16 protein-coding genes are annotated in these 16269 nt (G+C 47.8%); 6 read left to right on the top strand and 10 right to left on the bottom strand.

All coding sequences use genetic code 11. From position 1 onward, the window contains the following. Window positions 1-117 precede the first annotated feature (117 nt). From GY843_RS14965 to GY843_RS14935, 7 genes are all read right to left on the bottom strand, one after another. A complete protein-coding gene (locus GY843_RS14965) occupies window positions 118-639 on the bottom strand; it encodes a nuclear transport factor 2 family protein (protein WP_297310745.1) in 522 nt (173 codons plus the stop codon). 47 nt (window positions 640-686) lie between these two features. Continuing rightward, window positions 687-1046 carry an IacB protein gene (locus tag GY843_RS14960; protein ID WP_297310744.1) on the bottom strand — a complete coding sequence of 120 codons (360 nt, stop codon included), beginning with the start codon at window positions 1044-1046 and terminating at the stop codon, window positions 687-689. A 32-nt stretch (window positions 1047-1078) separates the two neighbouring features. Next, entirely contained in the window at window positions 1079-2227 is a 1149-nt protein-coding gene (locus GY843_RS14955; protein ID WP_297310742.1) for an acyl-CoA dehydrogenase family protein, read from the bottom strand. A 29-nt stretch (window positions 2228-2256) separates the two neighbouring features. Next, entirely contained in the window at window positions 2257-3402 is a 1146-nt protein-coding gene (locus tag GY843_RS14950) for an amidase (RefSeq protein ID WP_297310741.1), read from the bottom strand. Between the two features lie 819 nt (window positions 3403-4221). Beyond that, the gene (locus GY843_RS14945; protein WP_297310740.1) at window positions 4222-4695 is read right to left on the bottom strand and encodes a MarR family transcriptional regulator; all 474 of its coding nucleotides are present in this window, start codon (window positions 4693-4695) and stop codon (window positions 4222-4224) included. Window positions 4696-4745: 50 nt separating this feature from the next. Then, on the bottom strand, window positions 4746-5123 hold the full coding sequence (locus GY843_RS14940; RefSeq protein ID WP_297310739.1) for a group II truncated hemoglobin: 378 nt from the start codon (window positions 5121-5123) through the stop codon (window positions 4746-4748). A 239-nt stretch (window positions 5124-5362) separates the two neighbouring features. Next, the gene (locus tag GY843_RS14935; RefSeq protein WP_297310738.1) at window positions 5363-5833 is read right to left on the bottom strand and encodes a MarR family winged helix-turn-helix transcriptional regulator; all 471 of its coding nucleotides are present in this window, start codon (window positions 5831-5833) and stop codon (window positions 5363-5365) included. 309 nt (window positions 5834-6142) lie between these two features. Between GY843_RS14935 and paaX the strand changes: the two genes are divergently transcribed. Next, window positions 6143-7075 (top strand): phenylacetic acid degradation operon negative regulatory protein PaaX, encoded by a 933-nt coding sequence (paaX, locus tag GY843_RS14930; protein WP_297310737.1) that lies wholly within the window; start codon window positions 6143-6145, stop codon window positions 7073-7075. Between the two features lie 360 nt (window positions 7076-7435). Next, the gene (locus tag GY843_RS14925; RefSeq protein WP_297310736.1) at window positions 7436-7888 is read left to right on the top strand and encodes a GNAT family N-acetyltransferase; all 453 of its coding nucleotides are present in this window, start codon (window positions 7436-7438) and stop codon (window positions 7886-7888) included. Between the two features lie 38 nt (window positions 7889-7926). Here GY843_RS14925 and GY843_RS14920 read toward each other — a convergent pair whose 3' ends face one another. From GY843_RS14920 to paaN, 3 genes are all read right to left on the bottom strand, one after another. Beyond that, a complete protein-coding gene (locus tag GY843_RS14920) occupies window positions 7927-9336 on the bottom strand; it encodes a PLP-dependent aminotransferase family protein (RefSeq protein WP_297310735.1) in 1410 nt (469 codons plus the stop codon). A gap of 342 nt (window positions 9337-9678) precedes the next feature. Then, window positions 9679-10278, bottom strand: a complete 600-nt coding sequence (paaY, locus tag GY843_RS14915; protein WP_297310733.1) for a phenylacetic acid degradation protein PaaY — start codon at window positions 10276-10278, stop codon at window positions 9679-9681. 140 nt (window positions 10279-10418) lie between these two features. Further along, window positions 10419-12086: a phenylacetic acid degradation protein PaaN gene (gene paaN, locus GY843_RS14910; protein ID WP_297310732.1), complete on the bottom strand. Its 1668-nt coding sequence runs from the start codon at window positions 12084-12086 to the stop codon at window positions 10419-10421. A gap of 515 nt (window positions 12087-12601) precedes the next feature. Here paaN and paaF point away from each other — a divergent pair. Genes paaF through paaI form a run of 4 tightly spaced genes read left to right on the top strand, consistent with a single transcriptional unit; the run spans window position 12602 to window position 16197 of the window. After that, window positions 12602-13381 (top strand): 2,3-dehydroadipyl-CoA hydratase PaaF, encoded by a 780-nt coding sequence (paaF, locus tag GY843_RS14905; RefSeq protein ID WP_297310731.1) that lies wholly within the window; start codon window positions 12602-12604, stop codon window positions 13379-13381. A 4-nt stretch (window positions 13382-13385) separates the two neighbouring features. After that, window positions 13386-14177, top strand: a complete 792-nt coding sequence (gene paaG, locus GY843_RS14900; protein ID WP_297310730.1) for a 2-(1,2-epoxy-1,2-dihydrophenyl)acetyl-CoA isomerase PaaG — start codon at window positions 13386-13388, stop codon at window positions 14175-14177. A 9-nt stretch (window positions 14178-14186) separates the two neighbouring features. Beyond that, complete coding sequence (gene paaH, locus GY843_RS14895) at window positions 14187-15719, top strand: 3-hydroxyacyl-CoA dehydrogenase PaaH (RefSeq protein WP_297310729.1); 1533 nt, start codon at window positions 14187-14189, stop codon at window positions 15717-15719. After that, window positions 15712-16197: a hydroxyphenylacetyl-CoA thioesterase PaaI gene (paaI, locus tag GY843_RS14890; RefSeq protein ID WP_297310727.1), complete on the top strand. Its 486-nt coding sequence runs from the start codon at window positions 15712-15714 to the stop codon at window positions 16195-16197. The genes paaH and paaI overlap by 8 nt, the downstream gene beginning before the upstream one ends. Window positions 16198-16269 lie beyond the last annotated feature (72 nt).

Genomic DNA, 16269 nt, shown 5'->3' with positions numbered 1-16269 from the left:
TCTTCTTTAATTAGCTGCTCGTAATCAGCAGCTACATTTTTAATATCAATCATGTCTGTCATGGGGTTCCCCAATCTTTATTGTTTTTCACTACACTACTTGCGTTAGTCCGACCGTTTACTCAGGTACCGGAAGATCAGCTGGCTGATCCCAGGGAGTTTTCACAGGTCGGTTAAATAAGCTTTCTGTCTGGAAATGACTCATCTTCCAGGCGTTTCCTTCACGTCGAAACTCAACCGTGAGTCGAGCACTGCTCAACTGGGAACGGCCATCGCTGAAGGTGGATGTCTGTAACAACGCCCAACTGCCCTGCGCCTGATCACCGCTCACATCAATCAATTCACTGGTGAGGAAGTGAACGTTGGTCTCGAAGTGCGCCGGTGGCTTGGTATATTTGGCAAACATGGCACGGATCTTTTCCGCACCCTCATGAGCACCGAAGGTAGCTCCGTAACGTTTGCCTTTGCCCTGCCAGACTGCATCTTCAGTAAACAGATCCATCAACGGGTCCAGATCGAAACCAGCATCCAGGTTGTCACACAGGTACATGTAGCGATTCATGCAAGCACGAACACTGTGTTCATCCTCAAATCGCTGGAGTTTTGCCTGCATCTGTTCCAGTAACTCCTGATCAGTCATTTCAAGTAGCTCTCTAATCTCTTAACCGTTTAGTTCTGGCTTTATGCTCAGGAAGGTACTTCCAGTTCACGCCCAATACGCGCTTCAACTTTGCAGTACTTCCACAGCTTGTAAGTGCCGTCACCAACAGGTGTCGTACGGAAGAAGTTGCAAGCCTCAGTCACAGTTTCCAGATCAGGCACATCTGCCATGATGTAAGCTGTCCAAGGAGAGGAAGTAGATGGACCTACCTGAATACGGTCGTCATCCATAATGCCCAGTACGTTAACGCCCGGCAGTTCAGCAATGCCCTGCATCATGGCGCTGAACGCCTGCCATACTTCGCCCATTTCCTGCTGAGTCGCGTCCATGAAATTTTGGTTAACACCAATACAGAACAAGACACGGTGCAATTTGTTTTCGCTCATAACATTCACTCAATTAAGTAGTTAGTAGAGAATTACAGGTAGCCTGGTAGCGGCTTATGCCCAAAGCACATCGCACCTGCATTTTTGTAAGTAATAGCCCCCATGAATGCGTGCTGAGTACACATCGCAGAATCACGCAGAATGCGGGATAGAGGGTGATCGTTATACGCACCCGTCATACCTGTAACCTGATAAGCAATACGAATCGCTTCCGCGCATTCGTGAGTCAGGTTAGTAGCAGCAAGACGGATCATGCTGATCTGATGATCAGTTGGCGCACCACCCTCGGTGATGGCAGACCAAGCATCTTCAGTTACTTCATAGAAGAAGGCGCGGGATGAACGGACTTTTGCTTCCGCTTTAGCAATTTCAATCTGCACATACTCACGTTCGCCCAGATTTGGAGCTCCGGTAACAGATTTACGACCTGCCGCCATCTCCTGCACAACATCCAGAGCTTCACGTGCAAGACCCAGTGTCGTTACCGACAGAACCTGTGCCGCAAACGCCAGAGATGGGTACTTAAAGATAGGATCATTTAGATTAGGTTTGCCGCCTCGGGTAAAGGTCCACTCTTCAGGCACCACAACATTATCAACAACAAGGTCATGACTACCTGTACCCACCATGCCGATCACATCCCAAGTGTGTTCGATGGTCAGTTTTTCACGCGGCATTACAGCCATACGTGGTAGAGATTCGCCGTCGTCTGGCATGATGCCTACGCCACATACAGAAGCGCCCATGCAACCACTACCAAACTGCCAGCGGCCTTTAACCTGGAAACCACCTTCAACGCGTTTAGCTGGCTGCGGCGGGAAGATACCACCGGCAAATACAACATCCGGAGTCTCTTTCCATACCTTCTCAATGGTTTCAACAGGCAGCGATGCCAGATAAACCGGGTTCATACCAAAGCTAGCCACCCAACCAGATGAACCATCTGCAGCAGAGATAGCCTCAACCATCTGCAGAAATTCCATTGGGCTTTTCTCATCACCACCAAAGCGTTTAGGCACTAAGGCACGATATACACCGATCTGTTTGAAGCGCTCGATAATATCCTGAGATATATATTTTTGATCCTCAAACTCCTGACGGCGGGTTCGGATATCAGCCAGTAGAGAATCAAACTCTACCGCCCCGCCCCAGAGGTTTTTATCAATTACATTGGAAGACATTATTCAGAACTCCACACATTGTTTTGTTGTTATTTGACTTTAGGAATTACGGCGCCGATTAAACGCGCAACTTCACACACCAGCTCGTCCTCACCTTTGCGACCAATCAGCTGTAATCCAGCCGGACGGCCACCCTTAGCGAGCAAGGGAATTGAAAGCGCTGGATGCCCAGAAAGATTAAAAGGCCTTACCAGCGCCGAGATATTCAGATCAGTTTTTCCCGCTTTGGCGTCACTCAACAGCATCGGGAAAGTTGGTAAAGTCGGCATCACCAGCAGATCAACCTGCTCAAGAAGCTGATCTACCTCGCGGGTGAAAGAACTACGTACCAGCTCCGCCTCAGTGATATCAGTGTCAGCTACTTGAGATGCAGCCTTAAGACGAGACTCAACATCCGCGCCCAGCTTGCCAGTCGCAACCAGGTCACCAAATGCCTGCCAGGTTTCACGACTTATCAGGGACATGCCCGCACGGAACGCAGCATCCATACCCGGTAGCGACAGATGCTCAGGATCAACATCCGCTTTATGCAGGGCGCTATATACCGCAGCCCAAATGACCGAATCTGCCTTTACATTTACCAAGCCAAAGTTCACGCCCGAAAGATCATTCAACTGCACCGGTTTAAAGCTGGAATCAATAATGCGCATCGCCTCGATCAGCACCTCAGCGCTGTCGGCGAAAGGACCTACGCAATCGAGCGTGGTCTGCTCTGGCTGAACACCTTCACGGCTGACACGACCAAAAGTGGGTTTAAAACCAAACACACCACAACAAGTCGCAGGTACACGAATAGATCCGCCTGTGTCAGTACCTAAAGAGAAATCAGCCAGGGAGTTGGCAACTGCAACCGCAGAGCCGCTGGAAGAGCCGCCAGGAATAAAATCTGGAAAACGATGGTTCACCGGTGTGCCGGCCCACTCATTTAAGCCAGTCATACCAAATGCCAGTTCATGCATGGTGGTTTTACCCGCCAGCTTACAATTTGCATCCAGTAGAGCCTGTACAACAGCTGCGTTGGTTTCGGCTGGAGCGGCATCTGCCAGTGCAGGACTACCCGCTACCGTAGGGCTGCCCGCCACATCAATTGAGTCTTTAACTGCCACCGCATAATGACCGCCATTAACTGCGTGGCAATCACCGGTATCAGAAAACTGTTGAACCAAAACACACACTGTCTGCACCCATCACTATTAAATTATTTATTTTTATTATTGCGTCGGACTGATCTGTCAGTTGATCTGGTCAATCGATCTCGCCAGTCCGCGCTTAAGCAGTGAGAAAATAATCGTAATATTCACTTGAAATGTCAACTAAATAAAAGCGAATTTTTTTCCTATTTTTTCGCCAAAAATACAGACAAAACCAAGATCAAAAAAATTAATCCTTTAAATTCATGGCATTAAAATAAGCAGATACCTACACCATGAAAGTAAACTTTTTTCGCCTAGCAAAAGGCAAAACGTAAAAAAGATAATTTTTGCTGCGCAGCACAACGAAAAAAGTTATAAAAAAATGGCTTTTTGTAAGCATTAGAAAGGTGGAAAAAGGACTGAAATAAGCTCAGAGAAGAACCCTATCTGGAGTTAGCAACAACTTAGATAAGAAGATCAGGGCACACTCCCTTTCCCATCTGTGATGCTGAGCACTGCAAGATTTAATCGAAAAGGGGCGAAGCCTGTTTGAGGCCCTTACAGGCCGAGTAATACGTCCGCCAGCGGACACCCTTCGGGCCAGCTAACGCTGTTAAACTTAAAAGTTTGTGTCAGCCCCGATTAAATCTGAAGCGCACAAGGGAGTTGGCGAAGCCAACCAAGCAGTTGGGTCGGCTTTGGGGTGTCGGGGTATTTGCCGAAACAAATACCCCGACTCGCTATTAGCGAAAAGAGCATTATGACAAATAAAACAGTATCTATTTAGGCTAAGCCTGGAGGACGAAAACACCCAGAAAAAATAGAAATTTAGTTTGGAGAAACAGCACCAAAAAAAGAAAACTACTCAGAAATATTATCGAAGAATTGATTCAGGAACCGGGTAGCACGTGCAATCTGGGCATCAGTCAAACCTTTAAAGGCTCGCTCGAACAACTCTTCCGTCTGCTCGCGCACCAGAGACACCTTGTTGTGCCCCTCTGCACTCAAGGAGACAATCATCACCCGACCGTCATCCTCTGATTGCTGGAGTTTAACCAACCCCTCATCACGCATCCGGTAAACCGTCTTGGTAATGGTGGGCATTTTGGCAATCGCATGTTCGGTAAGTTCACTGATACTCAACTTACCGTGGACCCGTAGCAACATCGCCACGCGCCAACGGGATGCATCCATATTCAGGGGTTTTAGAATCTTATCCATCTCCCTTGCATAGATCGCATTAACCCGCGCTACCCAATAGAAAGGAAAAGACTCAATATCAAACTGATCGCTGGCTGGTAGATAGGCCTTATCCTTGCCTCGCTTCTTAACCACAGATCACTCCTGACAGAAAACGGCTATAACAACGACAACAGAAGCAGTAATTAGTCAGCATTACGCATCACATCAGCCAGCTGGAACATCGGTTCTTTTAACATCTCACGGACCTCTTCGCTCGCTTCGATATTCAGCAATGCCTGATCCATACAAGCCAACCACTGATCACGTTCATCACTGCCGATCTTGTAAGCTGCATGAGGAGAAGAGAGACAGATAGTTCCGTGCTTCATCAGGTATAGATCGGGACCGCCCATCCAACCGGAAAGGAACATAAACAACTTCTCTTTGATCGGCGATAGATTCTCTGAATGCATCTTGCGGATTTTCTGCGCTTCCTTACGCTCTGCCATCACCTTATAAAACTCATCGGCCAGCCTTCTAACGCCTGACTCACCACCCAGCAGCTCGTACGGTGTTGACATAATTTTCTCCTCTCAAAGCTCTGAAATTAACCCTAGAGCAAATTTAAAAACCTAACGCCTAGAACATAATCACGATCAATTAACTCAAAAAATAATCGTAATATTCACTTGAATTGTCAACTATTTTTATACAAGATTACAGCCATAGAAACGGTGCTAGTCTATTGTTGATCTGGTATTAATGAAGGGAAAAGCAGCGGAATTAGTGTTGCTACGGACTGAATTCAGGCCGTTAAAAATCAGGATAAGTTATCAAAGAAACGCTGCAGTAACTGGGTCGATTTATTGATCTGCGCTTCGGTAAAACCGGTGAAGGCTTTCTTAAACAGACCTTGGGTCTGCTCCAGAACCAGCTCCACATTATTGTGCCCCTGCTCGGTTAGGCGAACCACCGTGACACGGCCATCAGTCTCAGACTGTTCAACCGTCAGCAGACCTTCGTCACGCATGCGGTAAACAATTTTGGTAATGGTAGGTAGCTTACCCAGAGCGTGCTCTGCGATATCGGAGATACTCATCTCACCATGCAGGCGCAGCAGCATAGCAACACGCCAGCGGGAGATATCCATATTCAGCGGCTTAAGGGTTTTCTCAATCTCCATACTGTAGAGAGAGTTAAGCTTGGCAACCCAGTAAAACGGGAACTCGTTCACATCAAAGTTCTCACTTGATGGAAGGTATTTCTCCAGTTTTTTAGATCGTGTTGCCATTCCTGAATTAGCCCTGTACTGAAAATATGCTCTTGATAATCCGGTTAAACCAACCGGGCGAGCAGAATTTTACACCGAGATTGGAATAGAAAACACACTCCAATTCTTTGCGCTAAGGCAAGTACAACACTATTTGTTACGAATAAACTTAAATTTGTATCACTTTATAACTTAACATCTTAATAAAAACCGGCTATACATTGTAATACATTGCCTTTCTATACCGCCCGATAGGTTTGCCTGAACAATCAGTCAACTATAGAATGTGCAACTGCAAAAAGAAGTACAGCGATAAACAGAACAGGACCCATGGCAGCTTTTCCAGCATTAGACGCACTTATAGAGAGTTTTCGAAACCGTCGCCCTATCCGCGCCGGCTCGTTAATAATGACCGTTTACGGCGATGCAATAGCACCGCGTGGTGGCACAGTCTGGCTGGGAAGCATGATCAACCTGTTGGAACCTCTGGGTCTGAACCAACGTCTGGTACGTACCTCTGTTTTCCGTCTGACCAAAGAAAACTGGCTTGTTGCCGAACAGGTTGGTCGACGTAGTTACTACAGTCTTACTGGTCCTGGTATCCGTCGTTTCCAGAAAGCGTTTAAACGTGTTTACGCCGACAGCAACCCGGAATGGGATGGCAAATGGCTGATGGTGGTACTGAGCCAACTGGATCAGGATGACCGCCAGAAACTTCGTCAGGAACTGGAATGGCATGGCTTCGGCACACTTGCCCCTACTGTTCTTTTACATCCACAGATGCAGAAAGTAGAGCTACAGGCCGTATTGCAAGAGTTTGATTATCAGGATGAGATCATCATTCTGGAAGATATGGGCGAAGGCAGTGCAGCCACCCGCCCACTACGCCTGCAAGCCCGCGAATCCTGGAACCTGCCGAAACTGGCTGAAAGCTACCAGAGCTTCCTGGACAAATTCCGCCCTATCTGGAGTCATATCCACGAAAAAGGCGAACCTACACCGGAACAATGTTTCCAGATCCGCACCCTGCTGATCCACGAATACCGCCGAATCATCCTGCGTGACCCTGGCCTACCCGATGACCTACTACCAGGCGACTGGGCAGGCAGTGCAGCACGCCAGTTGTGCAGCAACATCTACCAGAAAGTCTGGATGGGTGCAGAAGATCATATGAATGAAGTGCTGGAGACAGCAGACGGTCCACTGCCACCACCGAATAACAAGTTTTATAACCGTTATGGTGGGTTGAGTGGTTTAAATTAAAAACACAGTTTTTAATTTAAACCAGCACGCTTCGCCACAAAGCGGCGAGCTACGAGACGCTCCGCTTGCTAGTGGCTAGAACGCCTTCGGCTGCTAGGAGAAGATTACAACCCCGGCTTGATTACTCCTACTTCCCCCGTTATTCCAGCGAAGGCTGGAATCTCCTGTAATCCCCTACCCTCGACCTTAACAACACTAAACGCACATCCAACAAACAACATGACCGCAATTTGTAAAATGGGAGACCTGACCCCATGGTTCTCATAATTGGTCCTTAAGATGCTGATAAAGCGGATCTTTTAATAGCACGATCCTACTCCATAATCGTCTACCTTTGAGTATCAACTTAGAGGGATAACGATGTATATAACAATCAGACCACTTGCTTCCGAGGACTTTAATCAGTGGAAAGTTCTTTTTGAAGGCTACTGTGATTTCTATGAACACCCCGCAGATGAAACGAAAGTTCTCACAGAATGGAATTGGTTACATGATGAAAAAAACATGCTGAAGGGGCTAGTAGCTTGTGATGCTGTTGGGAATATAATGGCCTTCGCTCACTATCATGCTTGGCCTATTAGTATCTTTGGCTCAGAAGTATGCTACCTAAGCGATCTTTACACATTGCCCAGTTATAGGAAAAAAGGTGCTGCCAAAGCGCTTTACAATCACCTGATCGATCTCTGTAAAGAAAACTCTTGGCCAGCATTAACCCTGCTAACACAAGAGAATAATACTACTGCTCAGTCACTTTATAACCAGTTTGGCGAAGCTAGCGACTTTAAATTTTATATTTCCCCCATCGCATCATAGAAAGTAGTAGCCGTAAAAACAGATGAATTAACCCTAGGTTATTTACATAGGCTAGGGTTATTGAGGATCTTTTCGAGTTCATTTACACCTCGAATAATGTGCTCTTCATTCTGGGCTGTAAATCCAATAAGCAAACCTTGCTGCGGTTTTTCCTCTTTATACATCCCTGAAAGGGGAATACATCCCAACCCTTGGGAAACTGTTTTTTCGTACACAGCCTTATCATCTGTATCGAGAGGTAAGCAAGTATGCAGTCCCCCCGTAGCTAAATTGTTAAGAGGGTTATTTACTCCCAGCTTTTCAGACAAAGCCTGATCTAAAATAGTTTTTCGATTTTTGTATAAATCCCGTACCTTCTTTATGTGTTGGGAAAAGTAGCCTTCACGTAACAAGTTGGCTAAGCACTCTTGAGTGATACATGAACTCTCGTTTCCAAGCATGGGGTACTTCTCCCTGAAGGTATCAACAAGCAGATCAGGAACTGCAAGGTAATTGATTCTTAGGGTAGGAGATAAAACCTTGCTAAAGGTTCCCATATAAATCGAGTTACTTAGCTGCCCCTGCGAAGATAGTGCGGGTAATGGGTCTCCCTCATAGCTAAATTCTCCATCATAGTCATCTTCGATGATCCAACAGGCGTTTTCTCGGGCAAACTCTAACCAAGTCTTACGACGGGATACGGGCATACTCATGCCCAATGGATATTGATGAGAAGGAGTTAAATATATGAATTTTGGCGCACTTGGTTTTCCAAGTACTGCCCCCTTGTCATCCACACTCACCGATTTAACATCGAAGCCTTCATTTTGTAATGACATCCTCGCTACTTGGTAGCCAGGATCCTCCATCCAAACCCTGTCACCTTGGTGGCCTAAACAGCTGGCAATTAGTTTCAAGCTTTGGCTTACACCAGCAGTAATAAACACTTGATGTGAAGAAATAGATAGCCCACGGGCGAACTTTAAGTAGCTTGCTACCTCAGCTTTTAGTGCAGGTAGTCCAGAATTAATATCAATGGCACCAATAATCTTAGTTGCATTGCTATTTGCCTCTTCGAGCAGGCTATGCCACTTTTTTGCTGGGAATACGGTTAAATCTGGTAAACCGGGAAGAAACAAACCTCCGCCTAAAACTTCAGCTTCTGCCTTAGAGTTAGGGGAATCATTTTTAGTTTCTCTACTATCTATAAAGCTGACACAGGTACCAGACCCTTTATTCGATTCTATTAACCCTTCTGCTTTTAGATTTTCAAAAGAGAGAACAACTGTATTTCTTGAGACACTTAGCTCCTCAGCCAGTTTTCTTGATGGCGGAAGCATAAAACCTGAAGGCAAGTCTCCCTGAAGAATAGCTCTTTTAAGCTGGGTATAAATTTGAAGGTGTAAGCTAGAGCCTTCACCTTTAGTTAAGCGAATCATATCACTTAAAAGAGTATTAGCTTTCTTCACATGGCCCTCAGAAATAACCCTAAATACATGACAAAGTACTCATCTCAGAGCAATTTTAAAGCTCTTAGAAAGTCTGATTTTTTCTAAAAGGTAATAAAAAGTCAGTAGAAGAAAACATAAAAAAACAATTTACATCAATTGGTTACAATTTATTGGATGGGTCGAGGGCATAGCAGGATACAGTCTCACGGGATAATAAGAGAAAAAGTGCAAAACGAACGATGGAAAAAGCTTTTCCTAGCAACCGAAGTCGTTCTAGCCACTAGTCAGGCAATCAAAGGTTTCTGTCTCTTAGCGTACCTCTTCGTAGCGAAGCACCCTGCCCAAATATAAAACCGAGGATCAATCCTCGGTTTTATATTTGGGCTTAACCTCACCGACATCCATCCGCTTCCGATCGGGCTCTACCGCCGTTAGAGGCTCGACCTTTTCCATTGTAGCCAGACACCGTTCTGTCAGTTCCTGATAGGTTCCGGTGCCTGCAGTTTTCCAGGCAATCTCTTTGTCGGTTACTTCTCGCAAGACTTTGGCGGGTGAGCCCACTAGCATACTGCGTGGTTCACATTTAAAAGCGGCTTTAACAAAGGCGCAGGCGGCAACAATTGATTCTGCACCGATCTCGGCACCGTCCATAATAACTGCATTCATGCCTACCAGTGCATTCTGGCCTATACGGCAGCCGTGCAGGACAGCGCCGTGGCCGATATGGCCGTCTTTCTCAACTACTGTATCTGTGCCCGGAAAGCCGTGCATTACACAGGTATCCTGTACGTTGGCACCCTCTTCCAAAATCAGGCGGCCGAAGTCACCACGCAAGGCTGCGTTAGGTCCCACGTAGCAGCGCGGACCAATAATCACATCACCAATCAATACTGCAGTGGGATGCACATAAGCCGTGGGATCTACCACCGGCACAATCCCATCAATACTATAAACCTGCATAAATTTTCTCCGAACCTCAATTCTTCCACCAGCCGCTCAGCAAAGTTTAGTCGAGCTTTTCCTAGCAGCCGAAGGCGTTCTAGCCACTAGCAAGCGAAGCGTCTCGTAGCACGCAGCTTCGCTGAGTAGCGTGCTCGTCGTTAGACGTGACGACGGCTTTGAACTACAGCAAAACGCCCCGCTACAAACGCAGCATCAGTCAGAGAAGCGTTCGCTGCTGGATTGTTACCGGTACAGTGGAAGTCACTGAATGCCGCCGCCTGGTTCACAAATACTCCACCATCCAGATTGCAGGAGAGGGCTACACCCTGCTCTATCGCTACCTGTTCTGCGTTATCCAGTACCTGATCATTGGTTGAGTAGACTCCAAAGGTGATGGCACCTTTGCTAGCTACCGCTTCAGAGATCAGCTTCAAACCCTGTTCTGTATCTTCCACTTCTACCAGGAAGGAGATCGGGCCAAACTGCTCCTGCTGCCACGCAGCGTCGTCACCGGATACTTTCAGTACCAGCGGTGTGCGGTAAACCGAACCTTCAAAACCAGGAACCGGATGGGTTTCGGATTCTAGCAGTACTTCACCCAGCCCAGCTGCCTGATCCAGACGTTGTACGGTTGCAGGATTTGGGATAGAGCCCAGTACACCTGCGGCACGATCTGGATCGGAAAGGAATTTCTTAATGGTGTTGCACAGGAACTCTGCCACCTGATCAAAACTCATCTGGCCCTGATCGGTTTTAATACCGTTTTTCGGGATCAGTACAGCCTGCGGTGTTGTACACATCTGACCCGAGTAGAGACTCAGAGCGAACGCCAGATTCTGCGCAGTCGCTTTCATATTAGTAACGCTATCGATCAGTACGGTGTTAACACCCGCCTGCTCTTTGTAGATAGTCGCCTGCTTGGCATTATCGCTGAGCCAGTCACCGAAGTTGTTGCCGCCGGTGTAGTCGATTACTTTCACGTCTGGGTGAGTAGCCAGTTCTTGAGCGATGCCCACTTCATTACCTTCTGGAGCCAGAAGCACCAGTTTAGGATCAAAGCCCGCCTCTTCCAGCACCTGCTGGCATACCTGTACCGTGATAGCTACCGGCAGTACTGCCTGCGAGTGAGGTTTGATGATTACCGGGTTACCGGTTACCAGACTAGCAAACATACCCGGATAGGTGTTCCAGGTTGGGAAGGTGGAGCAAGCCACAACCAAGCCTACCCCTTTAGGTACGATGTGGTAACGCTTACTCATTACCAGCGGATCGTGTTTACCCTGCGGTTTGTTCCATGTAGATGATGTTGGGATATTGGATGTTTGCAGCCATGCAGTGGCTACTGCTTCCAGCGCTCGATCCTGCGCATGCGGGCCACCCGCCTGGAAAGCCATAGCAAAACCCTGCCCTGTGGTATGCATAGTTGCATTACCGATCTCAAAACTACGTTGGTTCAGGCGTTTAAGAATCTCGATACAAACACCGGTACGGGCCTGTGGACCTGCATCACGCCATGCCGGTAACGCTGCTTTAGCTGCAGCTACCAATGCGCCACTCTCGTACTGATCATAACTGATACCCAGTTCACCGGTATAAGGAGAGACTTCTACACCGGTGGTGCCGATTGCATCTGGACCCAGCAGCGCGAAATGCTGGTTAAGTGCAGCCTGATACGCAGCAGCGCCATCAGCTTTTGCTGTTTCACCGTAGATTTTGCCGCTTGGAATCTCTGGATAAGGAGTCCAGTGACCTCGATCCCGGACCGCCTCACAGGCTTGCTCCAGAGTAGAGAGGTGTTCCTCATAAAAAGACTGTGCAACCGACATAATGAACTCCGACGTAGAAATGTAATGAAAATTTACAAAATGATTCAAAAAATCACATTAATTTTTTTATTTTGTATCTTTTTAATGTAAAAACTATACCTCATTATATTGACGCACATCAACACAAATTAACTTTACCCTTAATAATCAACAAGTTAACAGCAAAACCCTCATATCCCCAGAAGCCATAGTCCAATAGTAGAATTAGACTAATTCATCAACAAAGGATTGAGATCCGGGTTTGAGCACTTTTCCATATAACTACATATTTTCCTTTATTTTCATTAAGTTATAGATTTTATCGATAAACCCACAACACAACCCAAAGTGACACAAAAGAATCATAAAAATTTGACAAAACGCATCACTTTGAACTTTACTATAAAACATTGACCGGCATCATTGTTTGCAGCTGCTTACGTTCCACCCTCTAAACTCTGCATTCCGGCAAAAAAGAGTACTCCGTGCTAAGAGAAAGTACTCGTTAACATATTAAGCAATAGACAGGATAATGCATGAGCGCTCCAACTAACCTTATTGTGGGTGAACCAACTAAGGGTGTACTGACTATTACCCTTAACCGCCCTGAAGCATTAAACGCACTAAATACAAAACTGCTGGAAGAGCTTGCTGATCTCTTACAGGAAGTAGAAAGCAATGCCGATGTTCGCGCTGTCGTGATTACCGGCTCCCGTAAAGCCTTTGCCGCTGGTGCAGATGTTCGCGAAATGGCGACTCTGGATGCGGTAGGCGTTCTTAAAGATCCACGTGTTGATCACTGGAAACGCATCACCGCATTTAAAAAGCCGATCATCGCTGCCGTAAATGGTTTCTGTCTGGGTGGTGGCTGTGAGTTGGCAATGCACGCCGACATTCTGATCGCCGGTGAAGAAGCTAAATTTGGCCAACCTGAAATCAAACTAGGCATTATGCCGGGTGCAGGTGGCACACAACGTCTGCTACGCAGCGTGGGTAAATCCATGGCGATGCAGATGGTACTGACAGGTGAACCTATCTCTGCCCAGCAGGCGATGGATTCCGGCCTGATCTCTGAAATTACTATCCCTGAAGCGACCCTTGAGCGCGCTCAGGCTGTGGCGACGCAGATTGCACGTCACGCTCCGATTGCCGTTGAGATGGCAAAGGATTCTCTACTCAAAGCATTTGATACTGATCTGGCCTCTGGACTGGTTTACGAGCGAAAGGCATTCACCCTGCTCGCAGCGACCGAAGACCGTAATGAAGGTATCAATGCCTTTCTGGAAAAACGCAAACCCTTATTCAAAGGATGCTAAATCAATGAATTTTGAAACTATAAGCCTATCTATTGAAGATGGGGTAGCTCTACTTGCCCTGAACCGTCCGGACCGTCTGAACAGCTTTAACGCTGATATGCACGAAGAAGTGCGTCAGGCGATGAAAGCGATCAAGAAAGATGAATCTGTACGCTGCCTCGTTTTGACAGGTAATGGACGTGGTTTCTGTGCAGGTCAGGATTTGAGCGACCGCAACGTTGCTGCTGATGTAGAGATGCCAGATCTGGGCGTTTCCGTTGAGAAGAACTACAACCCGTTGGTACGTACCCTGCGTGATCTGCCAATGCCAGTTATCTGTGCGGTTAACGGTGTAGCTGCTGGTGCAGGCGCAAACCTGGCGCTGGTATGTGACATCGTGGTTGCTGCTCGCTCTGCAAGCTTTGTACAGGGTTTCAGCAAGATTGGTCTGGTGCCTGATTCTGGTGGTACCTGGACACTGCCTCGTCTGGTGGGTACTGCACGCGCTAAAGCACTGATGCTGCTGAGTGAAAAAGTTACCGCTGAACAGGCTGAAGAGTGGGGCATGATCTGGAAGTGCGTTGATGATGAAGCACTGATGGATGAAGTCATGGTTATGGCTCGCAAGCTGGCGAAACAGCCTACTAAAGGTTTCGACTTCACCCTGCGCGCAGTTAATGCGGCAAACACTAACACACTGGATGAGCAGCTGGATCTTGAACGTGACCTGCAGCGTATGGCAGGCCGTACCGATGATTATCGTGAAGGCGTTGCTGCATTCATGGAAAAACGCGCACCAGAATTTAAAGGTAAATAAGGGATCGTTATGACTAACACTGTTTCACCTTTAGATAAAAGCGCACAGATTGCTGTAATCGGCGCAGGCACCATGGGTGCAGGTATTGCTCAGGTTGCTGCGGCTTACGGCCACCCGGTTATTCTGTTTGATATGAACCCGGAAGCGATTGAGCGTGGTATCAACGGCGTTAAATCCGGTCTGGAGCGTCAGGTTGCCCGTGGCAAGATGACTCAGGAAGCGCTGGATGAACTGCTGGCACGTATCTCTCCAGCAACGGATATCGCAGCACTGGCTGATTCCAAACTGGTGATCGAAGCGATCATTGAAGATCTGGGTATCAAACGTGGCCTGCTGGCTAATCTGGAAGCGACTTGCGCCAAAGATGCAATTCTGGCGACTAACACCTCTTCTATCTCCGTAACAGCGCTGGGCGCTGAGATGGAGCACCCAGAGCGTCTGGTTGGTATGCATTTCTTCAACCCAGCTCCAATCATGAAGCTGGTTGAGATTGTTTCTGGTCTGGCTACTTCTCAGGAAGTTGCTGAAGTGACTCATGCGACTGCATCTGCATGGGGCAAACAGGCTGTTTACACCAAGTCTACACCGGGCTTTATCGTTAACCGTGTAGCACGTCCTTTCTACGCTGAATCTCTACGCATCTACGAAGAAGGCGCAGCAGATACAGCTACCCTGGATCAGTTGATCAAAGGCGCTGGCGGTTTCCGCATGGGCGCATTCGAACTGACAGATCTGATCGGTCACGACGTTAACTACGCCGTAACCTGCTCTGTATTTGACGCTTACTATCAGGACCCACGCTTCCTGCCATCTCTGACGCAGAAAGCACTGGTTGAGTGTGGCCGTCTAGGTCGTAAGAGTGGTCATGGTTTCTACGATTACAGCGAAGGTGCTGAAAAACCAGCTGCAGCTGTTGTAACGGGCGGCAATGCTCCTGCTTCTGTTCAGGTTGTTGGTGATCTGGGTGTGGCTAATGCACTGGTTGAGCGTATCGAAGCTAAAGGCATCACTGTTGAGAAACAGACCTCTGAAAGCGAATCTTATTTGAAAGTTGGCAATGCCCGCCTTTGCCTGAGCGATGGCCGCTTCGCCACTGAAGTCGCTGCAGAAGGTAATGCTAACACTGCCCTGTTTGATCTGGCTCTGGACTACAACAGCGCTACTGCTCTGGCAGTGGCTTTCGCTGATCAGTGTGCAGAAGATGCTAAGCAGGATGTTATCGGCCTGTTTAACGCACTGGAGATCAACCTGAGTGTTATCGACGACGTTCCAGGTCTGGTGGTGATGCGTACTGTTGCGATGCTGGCTAACGAAGCTGCTGACGCAGTAAATCAGGGCGTATGTACTGCTGCTGATGCTGACGTAGCGATGCGTGGCGGCGTGAACTATCCAAAAGGTCCACTGGCGTGGGCTGACGAAGTGGGCATTGCTCATATCTTTAACACACTGAGCAACCTGCAGCAGTGCTACGGCGAAGACCGTTACCGCCCGTCTGCCCTGCTGCGTCGTAAGTTCTTTGCTGGAGCGTCCTTCCATGGCTGAGCAGATTAACTACGCCGAGAAATATGATCTGAACGATCCTCAGCAGCTGGCTGAAGCTTGTCGTGATGCCCTGCTGGCTGAAGACCCGCTTACACAAGAGCTGAAGATGGAGATCGTTAAGGTTTCTCCGGGTTACGCTGAGCTGACTATGCCAGTACAGGACTGGATGGCTAACGGCCACGATACCTGTCACGGCGGCATGATCTTCTCCTTGGCAGACAGCGCGTTTGCGTTCTCCTGTAATACAGAGAACCACCCGACTGTAGCATCTGGCTGCTCTATTGATTATGTCAGCCCAGGTCACCGTGGTGACCTGCTGACAGCTAAAGCCAGCAAGACTCATCAACGCGGCCGTACCGGTGTATATGACGTACGCGTTGAAAACCAGAAAGGTGAATTGATCGCCCTATTCCGCGGTCGTTCCCACCGAATTCGTGGTGTCATTATTCCCGGCACTGAACAACCTGAAGGAAGGTAATACACGATGACTGATGCATATATCTGTGATGCGATCCGCACACCTTTTGGCCGTTACGGTGGTGGCCTAGCC

The organism is Neptuniibacter sp. (assembly GCF_024231755.1).
Lineage (GTDB): Bacteria > Pseudomonadota > Gammaproteobacteria > Pseudomonadales > Balneatricaceae > Neptuniibacter.
This window is presented reverse-complemented; position numbering and strand designations above follow the sequence as displayed.

Excerpts from the sequence above, each read along its gene's own strand:
- paaI (WP_297310727.1), top strand. The coding sequence starts at position 15,712 with ATGGCTGAGCAGATTAACTACGCCGAGAAATATGATCTGAACGATCCT.
- GY843_RS14960 (WP_297310744.1), bottom strand. The coding sequence starts at position 1,046 with ATGAGCGAAAACAAATTGCACCGTGTCTTGTTCTGTATTGGTGTTAAC.
- paaN (WP_297310732.1), bottom strand. The coding sequence starts at position 12,086 with ATGTCGGTTGCACAGTCTTTTTATGAGGAACACCTCTCTACTCTGGAG.
- GY843_RS14940 (WP_297310739.1), bottom strand. The coding sequence starts at position 5,123 with ATGTCAACACCGTACGAGCTGCTGGGTGGTGAGTCAGGCGTTAGAAGG.
- GY843_RS14965 (WP_297310745.1), bottom strand. The coding sequence starts at position 639 with ATGACTGATCAGGAGTTACTGGAACAGATGCAGGCAAAACTCCAGCGA.
- GY843_RS14935 (WP_297310738.1), bottom strand. The coding sequence starts at position 5,833 with ATGGCAACACGATCTAAAAAACTGGAGAAATACCTTCCATCAAGTGAG.
- paaG (WP_297310730.1), top strand. The coding sequence starts at position 13,386 with ATGAATTTTGAAACTATAAGCCTATCTATTGAAGATGGGGTAGCTCTA.
- paaH (WP_297310729.1), top strand. The coding sequence starts at position 14,187 with ATGACTAACACTGTTTCACCTTTAGATAAAAGCGCACAGATTGCTGTA.
- paaY (WP_297310733.1), bottom strand. The coding sequence starts at position 10,278 with ATGCAGGTTTATAGTATTGATGGGATTGTGCCGGTGGTAGATCCCACG.
- paaF (WP_297310731.1), top strand. The coding sequence starts at position 12,602 with ATGAGCGCTCCAACTAACCTTATTGTGGGTGAACCAACTAAGGGTGTA.
- GY843_RS14925 (WP_297310736.1), top strand. The coding sequence starts at position 7,436 with ATGTATATAACAATCAGACCACTTGCTTCCGAGGACTTTAATCAGTGG.
- paaX (WP_297310737.1), top strand. The coding sequence starts at position 6,143 with ATGGCAGCTTTTCCAGCATTAGACGCACTTATAGAGAGTTTTCGAAAC.
- GY843_RS14955 (WP_297310742.1), bottom strand. The coding sequence starts at position 2,227 with ATGTCTTCCAATGTAATTGATAAAAACCTCTGGGGCGGGGCGGTAGAG.